Source organism: Lawsonibacter celer, from assembly GCF_014281125.1.
In the GTDB taxonomy this organism is placed as follows: Bacteria; Bacillota; Clostridia; order Oscillospirales; family Oscillospiraceae; genus Lawsonibacter_B; species Lawsonibacter_B celer.
In genome coordinates, this window is sequence record NZ_JACOEA010000001.1 from 541,020 (window position 1) to 559,335 (window position 18,316).

Annotated in this window: 12 protein-coding genes and 3 tRNA genes; 8 read left to right on the forward strand and 7 right to left on the reverse strand. The window is 55.8% G+C overall.

The window, feature by feature from the left end; all coding sequences use genetic code 11:
• Positions 1-140 precede the first annotated feature (140 nt).
• Genes H9Q75_RS02605 through H9Q75_RS02620 form a run of 4 tightly spaced genes read left to right on the forward strand, consistent with a single transcriptional unit; the run spans position 141 to position 6,229 of the window.
• Complete coding sequence (locus H9Q75_RS02605; protein WP_186564599.1) at positions 141-1,802, forward strand: S-layer homology domain-containing protein; 1,662 nt, start codon at positions 141-143, stop codon at positions 1,800-1,802.
• Positions 1,803-1,813: 11 nt separating this feature from the next.
• Entirely contained in the window at positions 1,814-2,698 is an 885-nt protein-coding gene (locus tag H9Q75_RS02610; RefSeq protein ID WP_341480885.1) for a DUF4430 domain-containing protein, read from the forward strand.
• A gap of 16 nt (positions 2,699-2,714) precedes the next feature.
• Complete coding sequence (locus H9Q75_RS02615) at positions 2,715-3,611, forward strand: energy-coupling factor transporter transmembrane component T (RefSeq protein WP_186564600.1); 897 nt, start codon at positions 2,715-2,717, stop codon at positions 3,609-3,611.
• A complete protein-coding gene (locus H9Q75_RS02620; protein ID WP_186564601.1) occupies positions 3,584-6,229 on the forward strand; it encodes an ATP-binding cassette domain-containing protein in 2,646 nt (881 codons plus the stop codon). The genes H9Q75_RS02615 and H9Q75_RS02620 overlap by 28 nt, the downstream gene beginning before the upstream one ends.
• Before the next feature lie 159 nt (positions 6,230-6,388).
• On the opposite strand, the gene H9Q75_RS02625 is transcribed toward H9Q75_RS02620, so the two are convergent.
• From H9Q75_RS02625 to H9Q75_RS02640, 4 genes are all read right to left on the reverse strand, one after another.
• Positions 6,389-6,479: transfer RNA gene (locus H9Q75_RS02625), tRNA-Ser, on the reverse strand.
• A 70-nt stretch (positions 6,480-6,549) separates the two neighbouring features.
• Positions 6,550-6,636, reverse strand: a tRNA-Ser gene (locus H9Q75_RS02630).
• Positions 6,637-6,757: 121 nt separating this feature from the next.
• Positions 6,758-7,573: a cell wall hydrolase gene (locus H9Q75_RS02635; protein ID WP_186564602.1), complete on the reverse strand. Its 816-nt coding sequence runs from the start codon at positions 7,571-7,573 to the stop codon at positions 6,758-6,760.
• Between the two features lie 258 nt (positions 7,574-7,831).
• Positions 7,832-8,608 (reverse strand): cell wall hydrolase, encoded by a 777-nt coding sequence (locus tag H9Q75_RS02640; protein WP_207720733.1) that lies wholly within the window; start codon positions 8,606-8,608, stop codon positions 7,832-7,834.
• Between the two features lie 224 nt (positions 8,609-8,832).
• On the opposite strand from H9Q75_RS02640, the gene H9Q75_RS02645 reads away from it, so the two are divergent.
• Positions 8,833-8,923 (forward strand) — tRNA-Ser (locus H9Q75_RS02645).
• 103 nt (positions 8,924-9,026) lie between these two features.
• On the opposite strand, the gene H9Q75_RS02650 is transcribed toward H9Q75_RS02645, so the two are convergent.
• Positions 9,027-9,704 carry a TIGR00266 family protein gene (locus H9Q75_RS02650; RefSeq protein ID WP_186564603.1) on the reverse strand — a complete coding sequence of 226 codons (678 nt, stop codon included), beginning with the start codon at positions 9,702-9,704 and terminating at the stop codon, positions 9,027-9,029.
• A 152-nt stretch (positions 9,705-9,856) separates the two neighbouring features.
• Here H9Q75_RS02650 and H9Q75_RS02655 point away from each other — a divergent pair, with 152 nt between their 5' ends.
• On the forward strand, positions 9,857-10,438 hold the full coding sequence (locus tag H9Q75_RS02655) for a hydrolase (RefSeq protein WP_186564604.1): 582 nt from the start codon (positions 9,857-9,859) through the stop codon (positions 10,436-10,438).
• Between the two features lie 30 nt (positions 10,439-10,468).
• Here H9Q75_RS02655 and H9Q75_RS02660 read toward each other — a convergent pair whose 3' ends face one another.
• Positions 10,469-12,109 (reverse strand): Na/Pi cotransporter family protein, encoded by a 1,641-nt coding sequence (locus tag H9Q75_RS02660; protein ID WP_186564605.1) that lies wholly within the window; start codon positions 12,107-12,109, stop codon positions 10,469-10,471.
• 252 nt (positions 12,110-12,361) lie between these two features.
• Between H9Q75_RS02660 and H9Q75_RS02665 the strand changes: the two genes are divergently transcribed.
• Positions 12,362-14,134 carry a CvpA family protein gene (locus H9Q75_RS02665; protein ID WP_243200646.1) on the forward strand — a complete coding sequence of 591 codons (1,773 nt, stop codon included), beginning with the start codon at positions 12,362-12,364 and terminating at the stop codon, positions 14,132-14,134.
• 49 nt (positions 14,135-14,183) lie between these two features.
• On the opposite strand, the gene H9Q75_RS02670 is transcribed toward H9Q75_RS02665, so the two are convergent.
• Positions 14,184-15,578, reverse strand: a complete 1,395-nt coding sequence (locus tag H9Q75_RS02670) for an alanine/glycine:cation symporter family protein (RefSeq protein ID WP_186564606.1) — start codon at positions 15,576-15,578, stop codon at positions 14,184-14,186.
• Positions 15,579-15,671: 93 nt separating this feature from the next.
• Between H9Q75_RS02670 and H9Q75_RS02675 the strand changes: the two genes are divergently transcribed.
• Complete coding sequence (locus H9Q75_RS02675) at positions 15,672-16,754, forward strand: glycosyltransferase (RefSeq protein WP_186564607.1); 1,083 nt, start codon at positions 15,672-15,674, stop codon at positions 16,752-16,754.
• Positions 16,755-18,316 lie beyond the last annotated feature (1,562 nt).

Here is an 18,316-nt window from a genome sequence, read left to right on the forward strand (position 1 = left end):
TTTTTGACCAGTCATTTTACACTGCACGGGCACTGCGCCGTGGTATGGGGTTGGCCACCTGTATCGCGGCGCAGCGTTCCCGTGTCTTATGCGTTTCTGCACACTGAATCGGCCGGCCGTGACACAACAAGGAGGAGCACATGAAGCGTCTGTATAAGCGAGGCCTTGGCCTAACGCTGTTCCTGATCATGCTGCTGAGCCTATCGGTTTCAGCGCGTACCGCCGTATCGGACCATACGCTGGAGCTGACCCTTGCGGATACCGCCCAGTATGTCTGTGAGCGTGTGAAAAGCCCTCAGGTGGGGTCCATCGGCGGAGAGTGGGCGGTGCTGGGCTTGGCCCGCTCAGGCTCCGCGGTTCCGGAGACATACTATCAGGACTACTATGCCGCGGTGGAGCGCTATGTCCAGGCCTGCGGCGGCCAGCTCCACGACAAAAAGTATACCGAGTACTCCCGCGTAATTCTGGCGCTCTCAGCCATTGGAAAGGACGCCCGAGATGTGGCCGGATATGACCTCACCCTTCCCCTCGGCGACTACGAAAAGACCATTTGGCAGGGACTCAACGGCCCCGTCTGGGCACTGATTGCCCTGGACAGCCGGGATTATCCCGTACCTGAAAACCCCCAGGCCCAGGTTCAGGCCACCCGGCAGATGTATATTGACCGCATCCTGGAGTGCCAGCTTTCGGACGGGGGCTGGAGTCTCCTGGGCGGCTCCTCCGCAGATATCAGCTCCGACCCCGACATGACAGGCATGGCACTGCAGGCTCTGGCAAAATATCAGGAGCAGCCGGCGGTTGCCCAGGCGATTGAGACTGCGCTGACCTGCGTGAGTAGCAGGCAGGACTCCAACGGTGGCTTTTCCTCTTGGGGTACCCGCAATTCTGAGAGTTGTATTCAGATGATCGTCGCCCTGTGTGAGCTGGGGATTCCCCTGGACGACCCCAGATTTGTAAAAAACGGAAACACCATGCTGGATGATCTGATGACCTTTTACCAGCCCGGCGAAGGGTTTTTGCACACTGCGGACGGTTCCGGCTCCAGCCAGATGGCCTCTGAGCAGGCGCTCTATGGTCTGGCCGCAGTGCAACGCGCGCGAGAGGGCCGGAACAGCCTTTACCGTATGGGTGACGCGGCCCCTTTGACCGGCGAACAGGACGACACGCAAAAGGGCGAGGGCCTTGCGGGGAAGCATGCGGCCGTACAGGCGGTCCCCTTGAGAGCGCCAGGCAAAACTTTTGACGATATCGCCGGCGGCAGCACGCACAGAAATCAGATCGCCATCGAGGCACTAGCCGCCCGCGGCATCATCAACGGCAAGGCGGACGGTCTGTTCCACCCGGAGGACAGCATGACCCGTGCAGAATTCGCCGCTCTGGTCGTGCGCAGTCTGGGACTGACGCCGCAGGGCGATGACCGCTTTTCTGACGTGAATCCCGGAGACTGGTTTTCCGGCTATGCGGGCACCGCCTGCGCATATGGGATCATCCAGGGCGTTGGGGCTGACCGTTTTTGTCCCGGCGGCACCATCACCCGGCAGGAGGCAGCCGTTATGGCCGCCCGCACGGCAGAGCTCTGCGGTATGGAGCCTTCGCTTGACGGCAGTTCGGTGCGTGACCTCCTGGCCCAATTCCCAGACTATATCAGCACGGCGGATTGGGCGCTGCAGGGCGTCGCTTTCTGCTACCGCGCAGAGCTTCTGGACCAGTCTGAACTGGAAATCCGGCCCCTGGACGCCATCAAGCGGTGTGAAGCCGCCCAGATGCTCTATACCCTTTTGACCAAAGCAAATCTTCTGTAAGGAGCACACTCATGATGTGGTGGAAAAAAAAACGATGGAAGGTCATTGTTCCGGTGCTGATCGCAGCCCTTCTGGCCGGTGCGTTCTGGTACGGCGGCGGCGCCCCCGGTCTGCATGGCTGGACCGTCGGAGAAAGCAGTCCGCCCTCGTCTACAGCGCCGGGTGAGCCCAGCCTTTCTTCCGTGCCCGGACCAGACAGCGCTGCGTCGCCCAGCCCGAATGCACAAGCGCAGGGCTATGGCTGGGCCGCTCCTTCTCCCACGCGGGAAACACAGACGCCTGTGCCGCAGGCCTCCCCTTCCGCCGACACGAGCCCCGAGGAAACAGACGCTGCGGCAGTCAATTCTCCCGGCGCCGCGGATTCACAGGCGCAAAACATGGAAATTGACCCAGCCACGGGCAAGGATTCCTACCGGACAGATCCTGTGCCCTCCGGGAAGCCTCTCCCGGCAGAGCCGCAGGACGCGGTCATCTCTGACAAGGCCTATACCTGTACACTCTCAATCTCCTGTGCCTCCATCCTGGATCACCAAGACTGGCTGGTCCCGGAAAAGGCGGAGCTGATACCGGAAGACGGCTGGATCCTGGCTCCCACCGAGGTGACCTTCTACGAGGGAGAGAGCGTGTTCAACGTGCTCCAGCGCACCTGCAAGCAAAACGGGCTTCACATGGAGTTCGAACATACGCCTATGTACAACTCCGCTTACATCGAGGGGATCTCCAATTTATATGAATTTGACTGCGGCGAACGCTCTGGATGGATGTATCAGGTTAACGAGTGGTTTCCCAACTACGGCTGTTCCCGCTATGCGCTGAAAGACGGCGACGTGGTCTGTTGGGAATACACCTGTGACCTGGGTGTGGATATCGGGGGTTCCAATGTTCTGGAAGGCTGATCGGAGGCGAGACCTCATGCCAAGCACAGACGCTTTTTCCAGCTATCATCCGCTTGTGAATTTTTTATACTTTGCCCTGGTACTGCTCTTAAGCATGTTCCTCCTCCATCCTGCAAGCCTTCTCATCTCTCTCTCCTGCGCCGTCGCCTACCAGACCTGCCTCAAGGGCCGCAGGGCCGTCCGCTTCCAACTTCTCTTTCTTCTGCCCCTGGCTCTGATGGCAGCTGTCCTTAACCCGGTCTTTAACCATAAGGGCGCCACGCTTCTGGCTTATCTGCCCTCCGGCAACCCGCTGACGCTGGAGAGCATCCTGTACGGCGCTGCGGCGGCTGTTATGCTTGCCGCCGTCATCACCTGGTTTTCCTGCTATACGGAGGTCATGACCTCGGATAAATTCATTTATCTGTTTGGACGGATCATTCCCGCCCTCTCCCTGGTGCTCTCCATGACCCTCCGCTTTGTGCCCAGATTCAAGGCCCAGCTGCGCACGGTGTCCGAAGTCCAGCGCTGCATCGGCCGGGACGTGTCCAGCGGCGGCGCGCTGCAGCGGCTCAAAAATGCGGTCACAATCCTCTCCATTTTGCTCACCTGGGCGCTGGAAAACGCGATTGAGACCGCCGACAGCATGAAGAGTCGGGGCTATGGCCTGCCGGGGCGAACCGCCTTTTCCATTTACCGGCTGGACGGCCGCGACAGGGCCGCGCTGTTCTGGCTGTGTCTGTGCGGGTTCTATCTTTTCTGCGGATGGGCCGCGGGCGGCTTTTACTGGCGGTACTATCCCACGCTCCGGGGAGCGGCGCTGAGCCCCTTCCCGGTCAGCTTTCAGCTGGCCTATCTGGCGCTGTGTCTGACGCCGGTTATTTTGAACAGAAGGGAAGATCAAAAATGGACACGTTTACAATCGAACATCTGACCTTCGCCTATCCGGAGCAGGAGCAATGCGCGCTGACGAATTTAACCCTTCAGGTCAGGCAGGGTGAATTCCTGGTGCTCTGCGGCCCCTCCGGCTGCGGCAAGACAACCCTTCTGCGGCAGCTGAAGCCTGTCCTGGCCCCCCATGGACGGCAGACCGGTGAGATTTTTTTTGAGGGCCGTGCGCTGCATGCGCTGGACCTGCGGGAGCAGGCCCAGCGCATCGGCTTTGTCCAGCAGAACCCAGACCATCAAATCGTCACGGACAAGGTGTGGCACGAACTGGCCTTCGGCCTGGAGAGCCTGGGACTCGATACCCCCACCATTCGCCGCAGGGTGGCTGAGATGGCCTGCTTCTTCGGCATTCAGACCTGGTTCTACAAAAAGGTCAGCGAGCTCTCCGGCGGACAAAAGCAGCTGCTCAATCTGGCCGGCGTCATGGTCATGCAGCCCTCTGTTTTGATCCTGGACGAGCCCACCTCGCAGCTGGACCCCATTGCCGCCTCAGAATTTCTCGCTACCGTAGCGCGAATCAATCGCGAGCTTGGCACCACCGTTCTCCTCACCGAGCACAGGCTGGAGGAGGCCTTCCCCCTGGCCTCCCGAGCCGCAGTCCTGGACAGGGGCGAGCTGCTCTGCACGGGCACGCCAAGCGAAGTGGGCGCCGTGCTGCGGCAGGCCGGGCACGCTATGTTTCGTTCCATGCCCACCGCCATGCGGGTGTGGGCCTGCGTGGAGAGCGACCGGCCGTGTCCGGTCACCGTACTGGAGGGCCGCGGCTGGCTGAGTGAATATGCCGCCGCCCATCCCCTTGAGCCCCTGCCCCCGGAGCCGGAGCATCTCTTCGGCGGTGAGACGTCCATCGAGGCGTCTGACCTCTGGTTTCGATATAAAAAGGAACTGCCTGACGTGGTAAAAGGCCTGTCCCTCTCCGTGAGGCGGGGGGAATTTCTGGCGCTTTTAGGCGGCAACGGTGCCGGCAAGACCACCAGCCTGAAACTACTGGCCGGGCTGCTGAAGCCCTATCGGGGCGAGGTCCGCGTCAACGGCAGCGTGGGTACTCTGCCACAAAGCCCTCAGGCCCTTTTTGTGAAAAAGACCGTCCGGGAGGATCTTTGCGAAATTTTGAAAGCACGAAACCTCACCAGGGAGCAGCAGCACAGCCGGATGGCCCGCACGGCCACCCTGTGCCGCCTGGAGGAGCTGCTGGACCGGCACCCCTACGACCTGTCCGGAGGTGAACAGCAGCGGGCGGCCTTGGCAAAAATACTGCTGCTGGAACCTGATATCCTGCTGCTGGACGAGCCGACCAAAGGCCTGGATGCGGAATTCAAGCAGGTCTTTGCAGAGATTCTGCAGGCACTGCTCCGCCGCGGCGTCGCCATTCTCATGGTCAGCCATGACGTGGAGTTCTGCGCCCAATACGCCCACCGCTGCGCGCTTTTTTTTGACGGCACGGTGATGGCGCAGGCCTCGCCCCGCTGTTTCTTTTCCTGCAACAGCTTTTATACCACTTCGGCAAACCGCATGGCCCGTTCCCTTCTGCCTCAGGCGATCACGGCGGAGGACATTATCTGCGCCTGCGGCGGCAGCGTGCCGCCGCAGGCGCAGCATCTGGAGGAACGCCCTCCCCTGCCTGAACCGGAAACGGAGCGACCAAATTCCAGGCTCCTCAAGCTCCCCCTATGGCGCAGACTTTTGGCCGCTGCCTCCGGCATCCTTGCGGCGCTGCTCTTTCTGAACTTTATAAGAAGCAGCGATCTGACGGAGCTGATCACTGCGGACGGTGTGACCGCTCTGGCTCCGGGACAGCTTCGGCTCTATTCCCTTTTTATTCTCGCGCTCTTCCTCTTTGCCTGCAGCATTGCCAGGCGCTCCCCGCACCCAGGCTACCTGGTGCGGCCCCCCCGTGAAAAGCGAACGCTCACCAAACGCACTCTGCTGGCAGCGGCGCTGATTCTGGTTCTGATCCCCTTCACACTCTTTGTGGGCATCTACTACCTGGAGGGGAAAAAATATTATTTTATTTCCCTGCTGATTCTGCTGGAAATCATGCTCCCCTTTTTCCTGATCTTTGAGGGCCGAAAGCCCCAGGCAAGGGAGCTGGTGATCATCGCAGTGCTCTGTGCGATCGGTGTGGCAGGCAGGGCGGTTTTCTTTATGCTGCCTCAGTTCAAGCCCGTTATGGCCGTAACCATCCTCTCAGGCGTGGCCTTTGGCGGAGAAACGGGCTTTCTGGTGGGTGCCATGACCATGCTGGCCTCCAACGTAATGTACGCCCAGGGACCCTGGACGCCCTGGCAGATGTTTGCCATGGGCATAATCGGTTTCCTGGCCGGTATTCTGTTCTGCAAGGGCTGGCTACAGCGCTCAAGAGGCGCGCTGTGCATATTTGGAGCCCTGTCGGCCATCCTGATCTACGGCGGCATTCTAAACCCGGCAGCGGCCCTTATGTGGGCCGGTGAGCTCAATTGGAAGATCCTCCTGACCTACTATCTCTCCGGCTTCCCCTTCGACTGCGTACAGGCCGCCGCCACCGTGTTCTTCCTCTGGTTCGGCGCGGAGCCTATGCTAGAAAAGCTGGATCGAATCAAAATTAAATACGGCTTCATGGAATAAGCGCTGACCTTATTATAAAATAAAAAGTCAGTCCCAGCATTTTCAACCGCCGCAGGGACTGACTTCTTATTGTCCACCCGGTCCAAATGGCCGGTGGCGCAGCAGCCGGGAATACAGGCAAAAAGAAAGACATCCGCGAAAGCGGATGTCTTTCTTTATTGGCGGAGAAGGAGGGATTTGAACCCTCGCTGCGGTTTCCCACACTACTCCCTTAGCAGGGGAGCCCCTTCGGCCACTTGGGTACTTCTCCAAGTCCAATTTTACAAGCGCTATTTACATTTTCTCTTGAAAGTCCTTTCTCAATGCTGTCGAAAAAGAAGTGGCGGAGAGAGTGGGATTCGAACCCACGGCTCTTTCGAGTCACCGGTTTTCAAGACCGGCTCCTTAAACCACTCGGACATCTCTCCACGTCCGACCTTCAATCAAATGCAAAAGAGATAATACCATACCCCATATAATTTGTCAATAAAAAACCGTGATTTTCATAAAATCGCCGGGGCCCGAAGGCCCCGGCTCCTTTTATGCAGCTTAGGCAAAGAATGCGTGGGCGCCAATTGTCGCCACATAGGGGCGATTGCGGGACGCCCAACTACGCGGGGCGGACGTGGGGTTTACAAAATAGAGGCTCTCCCCTGCTGTATTTGCCCCTTCCAGGCAGAGCTTGGCGGCAATCACACTGCTCTCATTGGGTGTGCGATTAATGGTACCGGTCATCGCCGGCGTAAACTGATTGCGCTGGAATACAACTCCATAAACAGTATTCGGGAAGCGTGGATCGTTCACGCGGTTGAGCACTACATTGCCTACTGCGATTTTTCCCTCCATAGGCTGGTTTCCGCTCTCAGCGTAGATGATGTGCGAGAGCCAATACAGATCTTCGCTGGGATAAAAGGCGTCACCAGACTGAATCGCGGTACCGCTGCCCACCACTAGGATACGGGAACTTGCGGCATCCCACTCTACCGTTGCGCCCAAGGCCTGACCCAGTACCCGGATAGGGACAAGGATATTTCCATCCACGATACGCACTCCATCTTCCAGGTACAAATAGCGGCCATTCACCTCCATATAGCAGGTGTTCAGCCAGATCTTCATGCTCAGGCCTTCCGCCGTTACCAGGGCATGGCCGTTCTCCCAGACAGCCGTAGCTTCCGGATAGAGCATCAGCACTACCGGCAGATAACTGACATAGGTGGTGCGCTCCTCTATCAGCACATCAGCGGTAGGAGCAAGAGCGGTCTCATTGACCAGAATTGACACGCCGCTCTCAGCGGCAAAAGCCTGGCCGCCCAACACGATACAAAGGGCCAGACAAAGGACCGCGCAAAGGGCTCGTTTCTTCATGATGAAGGATTCCTCCTGTTACATTCTGTTACTTGTTGTTCACTGAATTGTAACCATATTGTAACCAATAAATGCCGCCCTGTCAATAGAAAGTTTTGTCGACAGCCCCAAACCGTTGCAGCGCAGCGGATTGAGAAACATTTGTTTTTGTAACCTTTTATCAAAAAGTATCTTTTTATCCGTAATTTCACCAAAAAACAGGAACAAAAAAGCACGCTGGACCGGGCCTTTTCAGCCCGCAGTCCAGCGTGTGGTGTTTTACCGATAAAACAGGTGAGATCCGATTGTCATCACATAAGTACGATTCTGCATGGTCCAGTGGTTGTCGGTCAGCGTAGGTGCCAGAAAGTAGAGGCTGCCTTTTGCAAGGTTAACCCCTTCCATACAGAGCTTTGCGGCAATTACGCTTTCTGCCGTAGGCTCGTGATAAACGGTCCCATTTCGCACCGGCTCAAACTGGCCGCCCCAGCGGTCGTCAAATATCACGCCATAAACAGTATTGGGGAAATCAGAAGAGTCCACCCGGTTCAGGACCACGCCGCCCACAGCCAGCTTCCCTAGGAAAGGCTCTCCCTTGCTCTCAGCGGAAATAATACGGGAAAGCCAATAGAGAATCTGGCTGTCATAATAAGATTCCCCCGAAACAAATTGACCTGTATTCCCGGTAACCGTGACCGCCCCAGTTGCGGCATCCCAGTGTACGGAGGCCCCCAGGGCTTCTGCCAGCACCCGCACCGGAACCAGTGTGACTCCATTTTCCAGCCGCACTCCATAGGGAACCGAAAGTACACGACCGTTGGCTTCTATGTAGATCGAACCGGGCTTGGCCGTCAATTCAAGCTGCGAGGTGTTCACAGCCGCCTGGCCAAATTCCCACCTCACCCATGCATCCGGGACAAGCTGCTCTGTCACCGCCCGCAGGGACACATAGGTTGTATTGTTATAGAGCTGATATTGAGATGCATCCAGCTGTGTTCCATCCACGGTAAGGACAGATGCCAAGGACTGAGAGGTCAGCAGGCCCAGACAGGTCAAAAGACAAATTACAAACCTTTTGATTTCTCGTCACCTCCTTCCCACTTTTTGTAACCGAATTGTAACTCTTTCTCTTTGCTGTGACAAGCTGTAATATTTTCCGTCTTTTTCTGTTTCATCAGGCTTTTTCGTTTTTTTCGTATTTTCCTCTTGACGTGCGGCAAAAAACTGGTATAATAAAACGCGTCGCTTGTGCAAGGACCATGGATGGGACAATCTTATATGGAGTAGTATCGAAGTGGTCATAACGAGCACGACTGGAAATCGTGTAGCCGTTAACGCGGCTCGAGAGTTCGAATCTCTCCTACTCCGCCAAAAAGAAAGACATCTGCGAAAGCAGATGTCTTTCTTTTTGAGTTCCGATGCCAAAGGCGGCTCCCTGAACGAGAGCCGCCTCTTTCCCGGGGTTTGTCGCTTCTCAGTTTCCCGTGGAAATAAAAGGCGCTACCGCAGCCGCTACCCCACTGACCGGCATGGTCTGCAGTACAATTCGCCCGGGCCCGGTAACAACCGTATTGAAAACACCCTCGCCTCCGAACAGGACATTTTTCACCCCTTTTACTGCCTGAATGTCGATGGAGCAAGATGTGTCCACCATAGCCAGGTTGCCTGTGTCCACAATCATCCTCTGCCCTGCCTGGAGCTCATACTCTACGGCGGATCCATCAATCTCCAGGAATGCGATCCCGTGACCGGAAAGCTTCTGCATAATGAATCCCTCGCCGCCAAAAAAGCCGGCGCCCAGTTTTTTCTGGAAAAAGACGGAGAGGGTCACGCCGGTTTCGGAGGCCAAAAAGCTGCTTTTCTGAACGACAACCGGTCGGTCCGGTGTAATCTCTACCGCCCGGATTGATCCCGGGAAGCTGGACGCAAAGGCAATCATCCCTTCCCCCTCCCGTGCCGTATAAGTATTCTGGAATATAGATTCGCCGGAGAACATACGACCAAAGGCCTTTCCCACGCCTCCCGCTCCTGTCTGCATCTGCATATTGGGCGTCATCCAGACCATGGAGCCCTTTTCTGTAATCATGGATTCGTCTTTCTCCAGGTTGCACACGACCACCGGCATGGGTTCCCCCAAGATCTCATATTTCACTGCTGTTCCCTCCTATTTCATTTGGGTTGACTCAGCCTGCAGATTCAGTATAATACGCTTTTCGAAGGACTGCAAGCTGACGATTCCATTCTTTACAATATCTTTCCCTTTGTGTTAATATGTGAAAAGATCAAAAAAAGGAGCGGATCCACATGCAAATGAACCGCGAGCAGGCCTGGGTGCTGCTCAGAGAGTACAACAAAGAGCCCTTTCATCTTCGCCATGCATTAACCCTGGAAGCCGTAATGCGCTGGTATGCCAATGAGCTGGGCTACAGTGACCAGGCAGATTTCTGGGCCCAGGCGGGTCTGCTGCACGACATTGACTTTGAACAGTTTCCGGAGGAACACTGTGTCAAGGCCCGTAAGCTTCTGGAGGCGCGGGACATTGATCCCGCTTTGATCCACGCCATCGCCTGCCACGGCTGGGGTCTGACCGGCACAACGGATCAGCCGGAACATCAGATGGAAAAGGTGCTCTTTGCCGTAGATGAGTTGACCGGGCTGATTGGAGCCGCCGCCCTGATGCGCCCCTCCAAGAGCGTACAGGACATGGAATTATCCAGCCTGAAAAAGAAATATAAGGATAAAAAATTTGCCGCTGGCTGCTCCCGTGACGTAATTGCACGCGGCGCGGAGCAGCTGGGATGGGAGCTGTCCGATCTGTTGGACCGCACCCTCCAGGCCATGAAGGCCGCTGAGGCCGAGATCGAAGAAAAATGCGCCGCCCTGTAGGGCGGCGCATTTTTTATAGGTCACTTTATTTTATAAATCGCTTGTATTGATAGTTGCCTGTTCCTCTGCAATATTTAGAGCATGGTCGCCGATCCGTTCAAAATCTGTGAGCAATTCCGAAAAGATGATACAGGCCTCGTCAGAACACGTGCCGCTCTTCATTCTCTGAAGCTGGTTGCGACGGTATTCCTCCGTCATGTCATCCATTCGCTGTTCCAGAGCGGCCACTTTGCGGAGCAAATCTTTGGGGTCATGTTCCTTTTCCAAGGTATCCATCACATTTTGACAGACTTGTCCCATCTCAACAATCTCTGCCCGCGCCTCTTCTGAGAAGTGAATCTTCTTTTTCTCCAGCATGGCGGAATATTCGCAGATATTAAACGCATGGTCACCGATTCGCTCAATATTTCCTGTAATTTTGAAATAAGCACTCACCAGAGCAGAATCTCTCTCATTCGTCTCGTGGACCATCACTTTGGAGATATATTGCGAGATTTCCTTGTTCAGATAATCCAGGTACTCCTCTGTCTCTTCCGCTTTCTCCAGCAGCTTGGGATCTCGGTCCAGCACAGACCGAAAAGCCATGCTGATATTATCCTGGGCCATGGTCAGCATCCGCCCCAGTTCTTGGCGCAGCTGATTGAGATACATGGCAGAGTAGCCAATCGGATGCTCCTGCTTGGTATGTGTAGGCAGTGCCGTAAGATAGGCCAGGTGCATTCCCTCCTGAGCGTCAGAGGGGCGCTCAGGCAGGACCCTCATGGCCAGCTTTACCAGCTGTCCGCCAAAGGGCAGCAACAACAATGTGGTCACAACATTAAACAGGGTATGCATATTGGCAATCTGTGCCGCAGGGTTGGTCGGGGTCAGGCCCGCCACAAAGTCGGTCAGTGGGGTTGTCATACAAACGACGGTAAACAGAATTGTACCCAAAACATTGAACATCAGGTGGATAATCGTGGTCCGTTTTGCATTGCGGCTGGTCCCGATGGAGGCCAGTACCGCTGTGACACAGGTGCCGATATTTTGTCCGAAGAGAACGTACACCGCGCTACCCAGCCCAATGACACCGCTGCCTGCCAAGGCCTGCAAAATGCCCACAGAGGCAGAAGAGGACTGAATAATGGCGGTAAAGATCAGGCCCACCAGAATTCCAACCAAGGGATTGGAAAAAGTGGTCACAAGGTCGACAAAGGCCGGAGAATCCCGCAGGGGTTCCATCGCGGCCCCCATCATATCCATACCAATAAAGAGTACGCCCAGTCCAGCCAGGATGCTGCCGATATGTCTTACCTGCGGCTTCTTTACAAACACCACCATGGCTACGCCCACAAAGGCGAACAGCGGCGCCAGTGCGCCCACATCCAGGGCAATGAGCTGTCCGGTAATCGTGGTGCCGATATTGGCGCCCATAATGATCCAGACCGCCTGCTGCAGCGTCATCAGACCCGAGTTGACAAATCCCACCACCATCACTGTTGTGGCAGAAGAAGATTGGATCACAGTTGTAATGACGGCGCCGACCAAAACGCCCAAAATGCGATTCGAGGTCAGCCTTTCCAAAATGCTCTTCATGCGGTTTCCCGCAGCTGCTTCCAACCCAGAGCTCATCATCTGCATTCCGTACAGAAAAAGTGCCAATCCCCCTAAAAGGCCTAACAGCGTGGGCATAGCCTCGTCCTCCATTTACTTTTTTCTCTCTCATTTTTACACACTCCTGGTGTAGTATATAAAATGTAAAGTGCTTCGTCAACGAACTTTACAGAATCTTTACACAGCCTTCTCCCCCTTCCTTAATGAAAGTTTAATCCAGCTATTTCGTCTCAATTCATTGCAAGTGGTCCGGAATTCGGTTATACTATCCTTGTTCCTTGTTGATTGTCCGCCTGTCGATCTGTCTAATTGTATTGAGGAGAATGAAAGTTGAACGAAAAACAAACTGCGCGTAAATCCAGGGGGCCTAAGAGCAAGCTCGGCAAAATTCTGGTCAACCTAGCGGTTACTGCTGTGTTTGGGCTGATCTATTTCTATGTGGCACTGCCTGCCATCAACCTCCAGTCGGGTGATTTCTATGCCTTTATCGGTGTCCTCTGTGTGGTCTATTTTATTTCTGCGCTGGTTACCTCTGGCTTCAATCTGAATGGAGGCGGCCCCAGAGCATATTTTACCTTTATCCGCAAACAATGCCTGCCGGTCGGTCTTCTCTTTGCCGCGCTGATCGTTGTGGGGATCGTTGGGGAAGCCATCTCACTCCCCATCTTTCGCGCCAGCGCCTATCGGGAACTGCTGCATGTAGAAAACGGTGACTTTTCCACCGATATTGCGGAGATCTCCTTCAGTGAAATTCCGACCCTGGACCGGGACTCTGCCGACTATTTGGGAGACCGCCAGATGGGTACACTCAGCGATATGGTCAGCCAGTTTGAATATTCTAATGATTCCACCCAGATCAACTATCAGGGCAGCCCGGTGCGGGTGGCCCCCATTGATTACGCGGATATCATCAAATGGCTCACCAACCGTTCTCAGGGCCTGCCTGCTTATGTGGTGGTGAATATGGTCACGCAGGAGGCCACCGTGGTACGTCTGGACGAGGGAATCAAATACTCCTTCTCCGAACCGCTCAACCGCAATATTTCCCGCCACCTGCGCTTCCACTATCCTACCTTTCTGTTCTCCACCCCCAAATTTGAAATTGACGAGCAAGGGCATCCCTGGTGGATCGCGCCCCGAATGGTGAAAACCATCGGCCTGTTCGGCGGAACGGATATCCAAGGCGCGGTTCTGGTGGACGCGGTTACCGGTGCGTGCACCTATTATGACTCCGAGGAGGTCCCCACCTGGGTGGATAACCTCTACACCCCTCAGCTGATTATGGAGCAGTATGACTACCACGGCACCCTGGTCAACGGCTGGCTCAACTCCGTGTTGGGCCAGAAGGATGTGACGGTGACAACCCAGGGCTATAACTATATCGCCCTCAATGACGACGTGTATATGTACACTGGCGTTACCTCCGCCAACGCCGACCAGTCCAATTTGGGTTTTGTGCTCTCCAATCAGCGCACCAAGGAGACCAAATTCTATCAGGCCCCCGGCGCTACCGAGAACGCCGCCATGGCCTCCGCCCAGGGCGCGGTCCAGGATTTGAAGTACCAGGCTACCTTCCCCCTGCTGCTGAACATCGCGGATGAACCCACTTACTTTATTCCCCTTAAGGACGCCACCAATCTGGTCAAAAGCTACGCCATGGTCAACGTGGCGCAGTATCAGATTGTCGCCGTGGGCAGCACCGTCTCCGAGTGTGAGCAGAAATATATCCAGTTGCTGACCAGTAAGGGGATTGCCTCCCCAGAGGAGCTTCCCCGCACCGAGGTCACAGGGACTGTATCTGATATCCGCTCTTTTGTGGAGGCTGGCAGCACCTATTACCTGATTCAGCTGGAGGGGGACCCGGTCTATTACTCTATTTCTGTCTCCGGCAATACCATCGCCGCGATCCTCAATGTGGGGGACACAGTTACCATTCATCACTCTCCCGCTGCGGAGGGCGAGACCCCCTCTATCCTGGATGGCGCCGACATCGCCTTGGTAAAGGCTGCGCCTCCCTCTGCCCCGCCGGCCGTCTCCCCCACCCCATCGGGCGCCCAGACGCCGGAGCCCGCGGAGCAGACTCCCTCCCCCGAGGGCGCCTGACAACCAACCAGATCGCAAAAGAACGGGACGCAGCTGCGTCCCGTTCTTTTTATACCTTTTTTCGCCGATCCTGCCGCAGCTGCCACTGGTTTAAGACCGCCAGGGCCTGAGGGGAAAGCAACAGCAAAGCCGCTAAATTGGGCAAAGCCATCAGCCCATTGAAAATATCAGCCAGCTGCCATACAGAGGCCAGCTCTCCCACGCTTCCCCCCACAATGGCCAGCAGAAACAGGGCCCGGTAGGGCCAGCGCCAGCGGCTCGTTCCAGTCAGATATTCCAGGCCCCGTTCCCCGTAGTAGCTCCACCCCAGCAGTGAAGTGAAAGCAAAAAGCAGCAGGCAAATTGATACAAACGCGCCCCCAAGCTCTCCAAATTCGGTAGAAAAGGCGGCCGCCGAAAGCGGCGCCCCCACCATGGCGGAGGTCACTGTGCCGTCCCGAATGGCAGCCAAAGCCGCTTCCTCCTGGTAGACCCCGGTTGTAAGGATGACAAGGGCAGTCACTGTACAGACCAAAAGTGTGGCGACAAAGACCTCAAATACCCCCCACATCCCCTGCTCCGCGGGCTCTTTCACATTGGAAGCAGCATGTGCCATGGCGGAGGAGCCCATACCCGCCTCATTGGTAAAAACACCGCGGGCCACCCCGTAGCGCATGGCCGCAGCCATGCCATAGCCCATGCCCCCTCCCAGGGCCGCCTTCGGCATCATCGCGCCTGATACAATCTGCATCAGGGCGCCCGGAATCGCGGCAGCGTGCCGACAGAGCACAAAAATACCGCCGCCGATGAAAAGAAGCGCCATACACGGGACCAGCTTCTCGCTTACCTTTCCGATCCGCCCAATCCCGCCCAGAATGACAACACCCGTGAGCAGAGCGGTTATGACCCCCACCATCAGCCGGTTCCAGCCAAAGGAGGCCTCCAGAGACGCGGCGATGGAATTAGCCTGTACCATATTCCCGCCCCCAAGCGAGGCCGCCACACAGCACATGGAAAAGAGTACGGCCAGCGTGCGGCTCCCCACCCCCCGCTCCATATAGCACATGGGACCTCCCTGCCAGCTGCCGTCCTCCGCCCGCTCACGGTAGCGCACGGCCAAAGTTTTCTCTGCGCAGCCGGTCATCATCCCCAGGAAAGCGGATACCCACATCCAGAACACCGCTCCCGGGCCTCCATAAAAGATGGCGGCGGCCACCCCCGCAATGGAACCGGTGCCAATGGTGGAGGCCAGCGCGGTCGAAAGGGCCTGAAACTGTGTAAGGCCTTTTCCCTTTTCAGCTTTTGAGGGACGTAGAATAGCGCCAAGGGTAGTGCTCAGCCACAGTCTGCATCGAAACACCTGAAAGAAGCCGGTGCGCACGGAATAGTACAGTCCTGTGAGTAAAAAGAGTCCCAGCAGCCAAGGGTTCCAAATGAAATCACTCAGCCGCTCCAAAAAGGTCATGTCCATCCCCCCTCTGAACACAGGTATGCGCCGGAGAACGGAAACATGCCCGCCGGCATAGGATGACGCGACCACTTTTTGAGGAGGCGAGCTGTGAGTAGCATCAGTCTGTGCATGATTGTGAAAAATGAGGCGGATACCCTGCCCCGCTGCCTGGAGAGTGTAAAGGGCGTTGTGGACGAAATTGTGATTGTAGACACCGGCTCCAACGACGGCACCGCTGCAATTGCATCGCAATATACCGACAAGGTATTTTCCTTTTCATGGGTAGACGACTTCTCCGCGGCCCGGAACTTCGCCTTTGAACAGGCCTCCATGGATTACTGCATGTGGCTGGATGCGGACGACGTGATTTTGGAGGCGGACCGGGAGGCTCTAGTCACGCTGAAACGTACCCAACTGCCCGAAGCGGATGTGGTGATGCTCCCCTATCATATTGCCTTTGACTGCCAGGGCCGCCCCACATTTTCCTATTATCGGGAGCGGATCCTCCGACGCGGCCCCCACTGCCGCTTCCAGGGCGCGGTGCACGAGGCGGTGGCCCCCTGGGGCAATGTGGTATACGGCGAGGCGGCCGTCACCCATCAGAAAACGCGGGCAGGCGACCCGGACCGGAATCTGCGTATTTTCGAGGGGATGCTCGCCCGTGGGGCTTCTCTCTCCCCCAGGGAGCAGTTCTACTATGCCCGGGAGCTTTACTACCACCAGCAGTACCAGGAGGCCATATCGGTATTCGAGTGTTTTCTTGACGAAGGACAGGGCTGGATCGAAAACGAAATTGACGCCTGCCGTGTCCTGGCCGACTGCTATGACGCCCTGGGGAGGCGCCGGGAAGCGTTCCGCGCCCTGTTGGAGAGCTTCGCTTTTGGACCGCCGCGGGCTGAGACCTGCTGCGCCCTTGGGCTGCGCTTTCTCCAGACGGAAAACTACTGTTCCGCAGTCTACTGGTATGAGCTGGCTTTGACCCTTCCCCGCCCGGACCGTGCCGGCGCCTTTGTCACCCCCGACTGTTATGGCTACCTGCCCTGCATTCAGCTGGCCGTGTGCTGGTACCACCTGGGAGATACGGAAAAAGCGCGGCTCTATAATGATCGTGCCGGCATCTATAAGCCGGAAGATCCCTCTTACCTGTACAACCGGGTCTTTTTTGATGGCCTAATAAAAAAAGAGAGCTGACCGGTTGCGGTGCCCCTTGACAGTGACAACTTTGTAGGTATCTGAATCTCCGGCAGATATTGCTTCGACAGTATCTGCCGGAGGCTCTTTTTTCTCTCACGCGCCTTCAGCGAACTGCTAACTTTCCGGCTGAGTGAGTTGATTGTGGTCCACGAAAAGGATGTCAATTGAGGCAAGCATGCGCAACAGCAGACGAGGGAGAGCCACTACAACAACATTGGCTGTATGGAACTGGATGAACAGCCACAGCAACTCGGATATCAGCCCTTGAATGTCAGCGTAGTGTTCCTCTGTCATGCGGGCTGCATGGGCGGGTGGGGTTTGTGTTCATATCGCATAGGGGTACCCTATTTTCCTCCGCCTAGGCCATCTGGTAGAGCACAAAGTCCAACAGCTGGGTGGCGTTGCAACCTCTGTTGAACATCCCAGCCATGGCGTTGATACCCCACAAAGGTGATGGTTGCTCTTGTTTCCTCGTCCCAGTAGAGCATGGGGTGGCTTCGATTCGGCTCCTCTCATCAGCAAGGCGTTGGCGGATATCCCTGCATCTTTGCTTTTCTGTTTCGGCAGCGCGTATTCTTCCCCACTCATGCGGATACAGGTGCGCATCTATCCGTATTGTGAGGAGTTTCCCTGTCCTATATCGGTTTTGGGTATCTCATTGGACACCCTGGCACTGAACCACGCTCCGTAAAATTACCGCACAGATGATTGCAAAACCACCATTCCGATGATAAGATACTCGAACTCAGATTTGGAGGTGTGGAGATACCGTGAGGATCGTTTATAAGGGCAGAGATCGTGTTCTCGGCCGATGTGTTGGAACAAAGGGGATACTCGTTAGAGTGTGCAATAGGGGGTGCTTAGCGGACCTTTGAACGGGTTGGTCTACGCTGCTCAGAAGAATCCGGCGGGCTGACGACCGCCGGGGGGACAGATAGCTTTTCCAGCTTCCGGCAGGCAGTCATGGTGCTACTGTGCTCTGGCCATTTTACCGACTGTTCCGCGAAGTGCCTGCGGCGCGACGAGGACGGACTGGTGGAAGCTCTCCTTACCCGATGTCCAGTGCAGTGGATTTCCGGTAACCTCGCTGGAAGTCCAAACGAGTAGATCGGGTTTACCCATATGGTTAAACTCGATCTAAACGCCAAAAGACATTCTGGCAGCCTTGCCAGAATGCTCCGCCCGCAGGCGGCATAGGGGGCAGTGGTTCACTTCCGCAAGAGCATTTCGACATCAAAATGCCTATGCTTGCGTTCGAATGGGCCAACTAGAAACGAAGTAAGCCTCTTTGCCAAGAGTCATGAAAACAGGGGTTGCGATCGAAGCTAAGAGGTTGCTGTAGGTTACAACAAGAGCACAGTCGATCTATCAACTCCATGCTTGAGTGTTATATTGCCGTATGGTTCTGCAAACAATGCAGTTTACCTCTCCATAGATAAGAAACGAATAGAAGGAAAACATTTCCTTCTATTCGTTATAGTAATATACTGGGAAAGTAAATTTTATATAAATTCAATAAATATATCTGTTTTGTCTATATAAACAAACAACAAAACAAT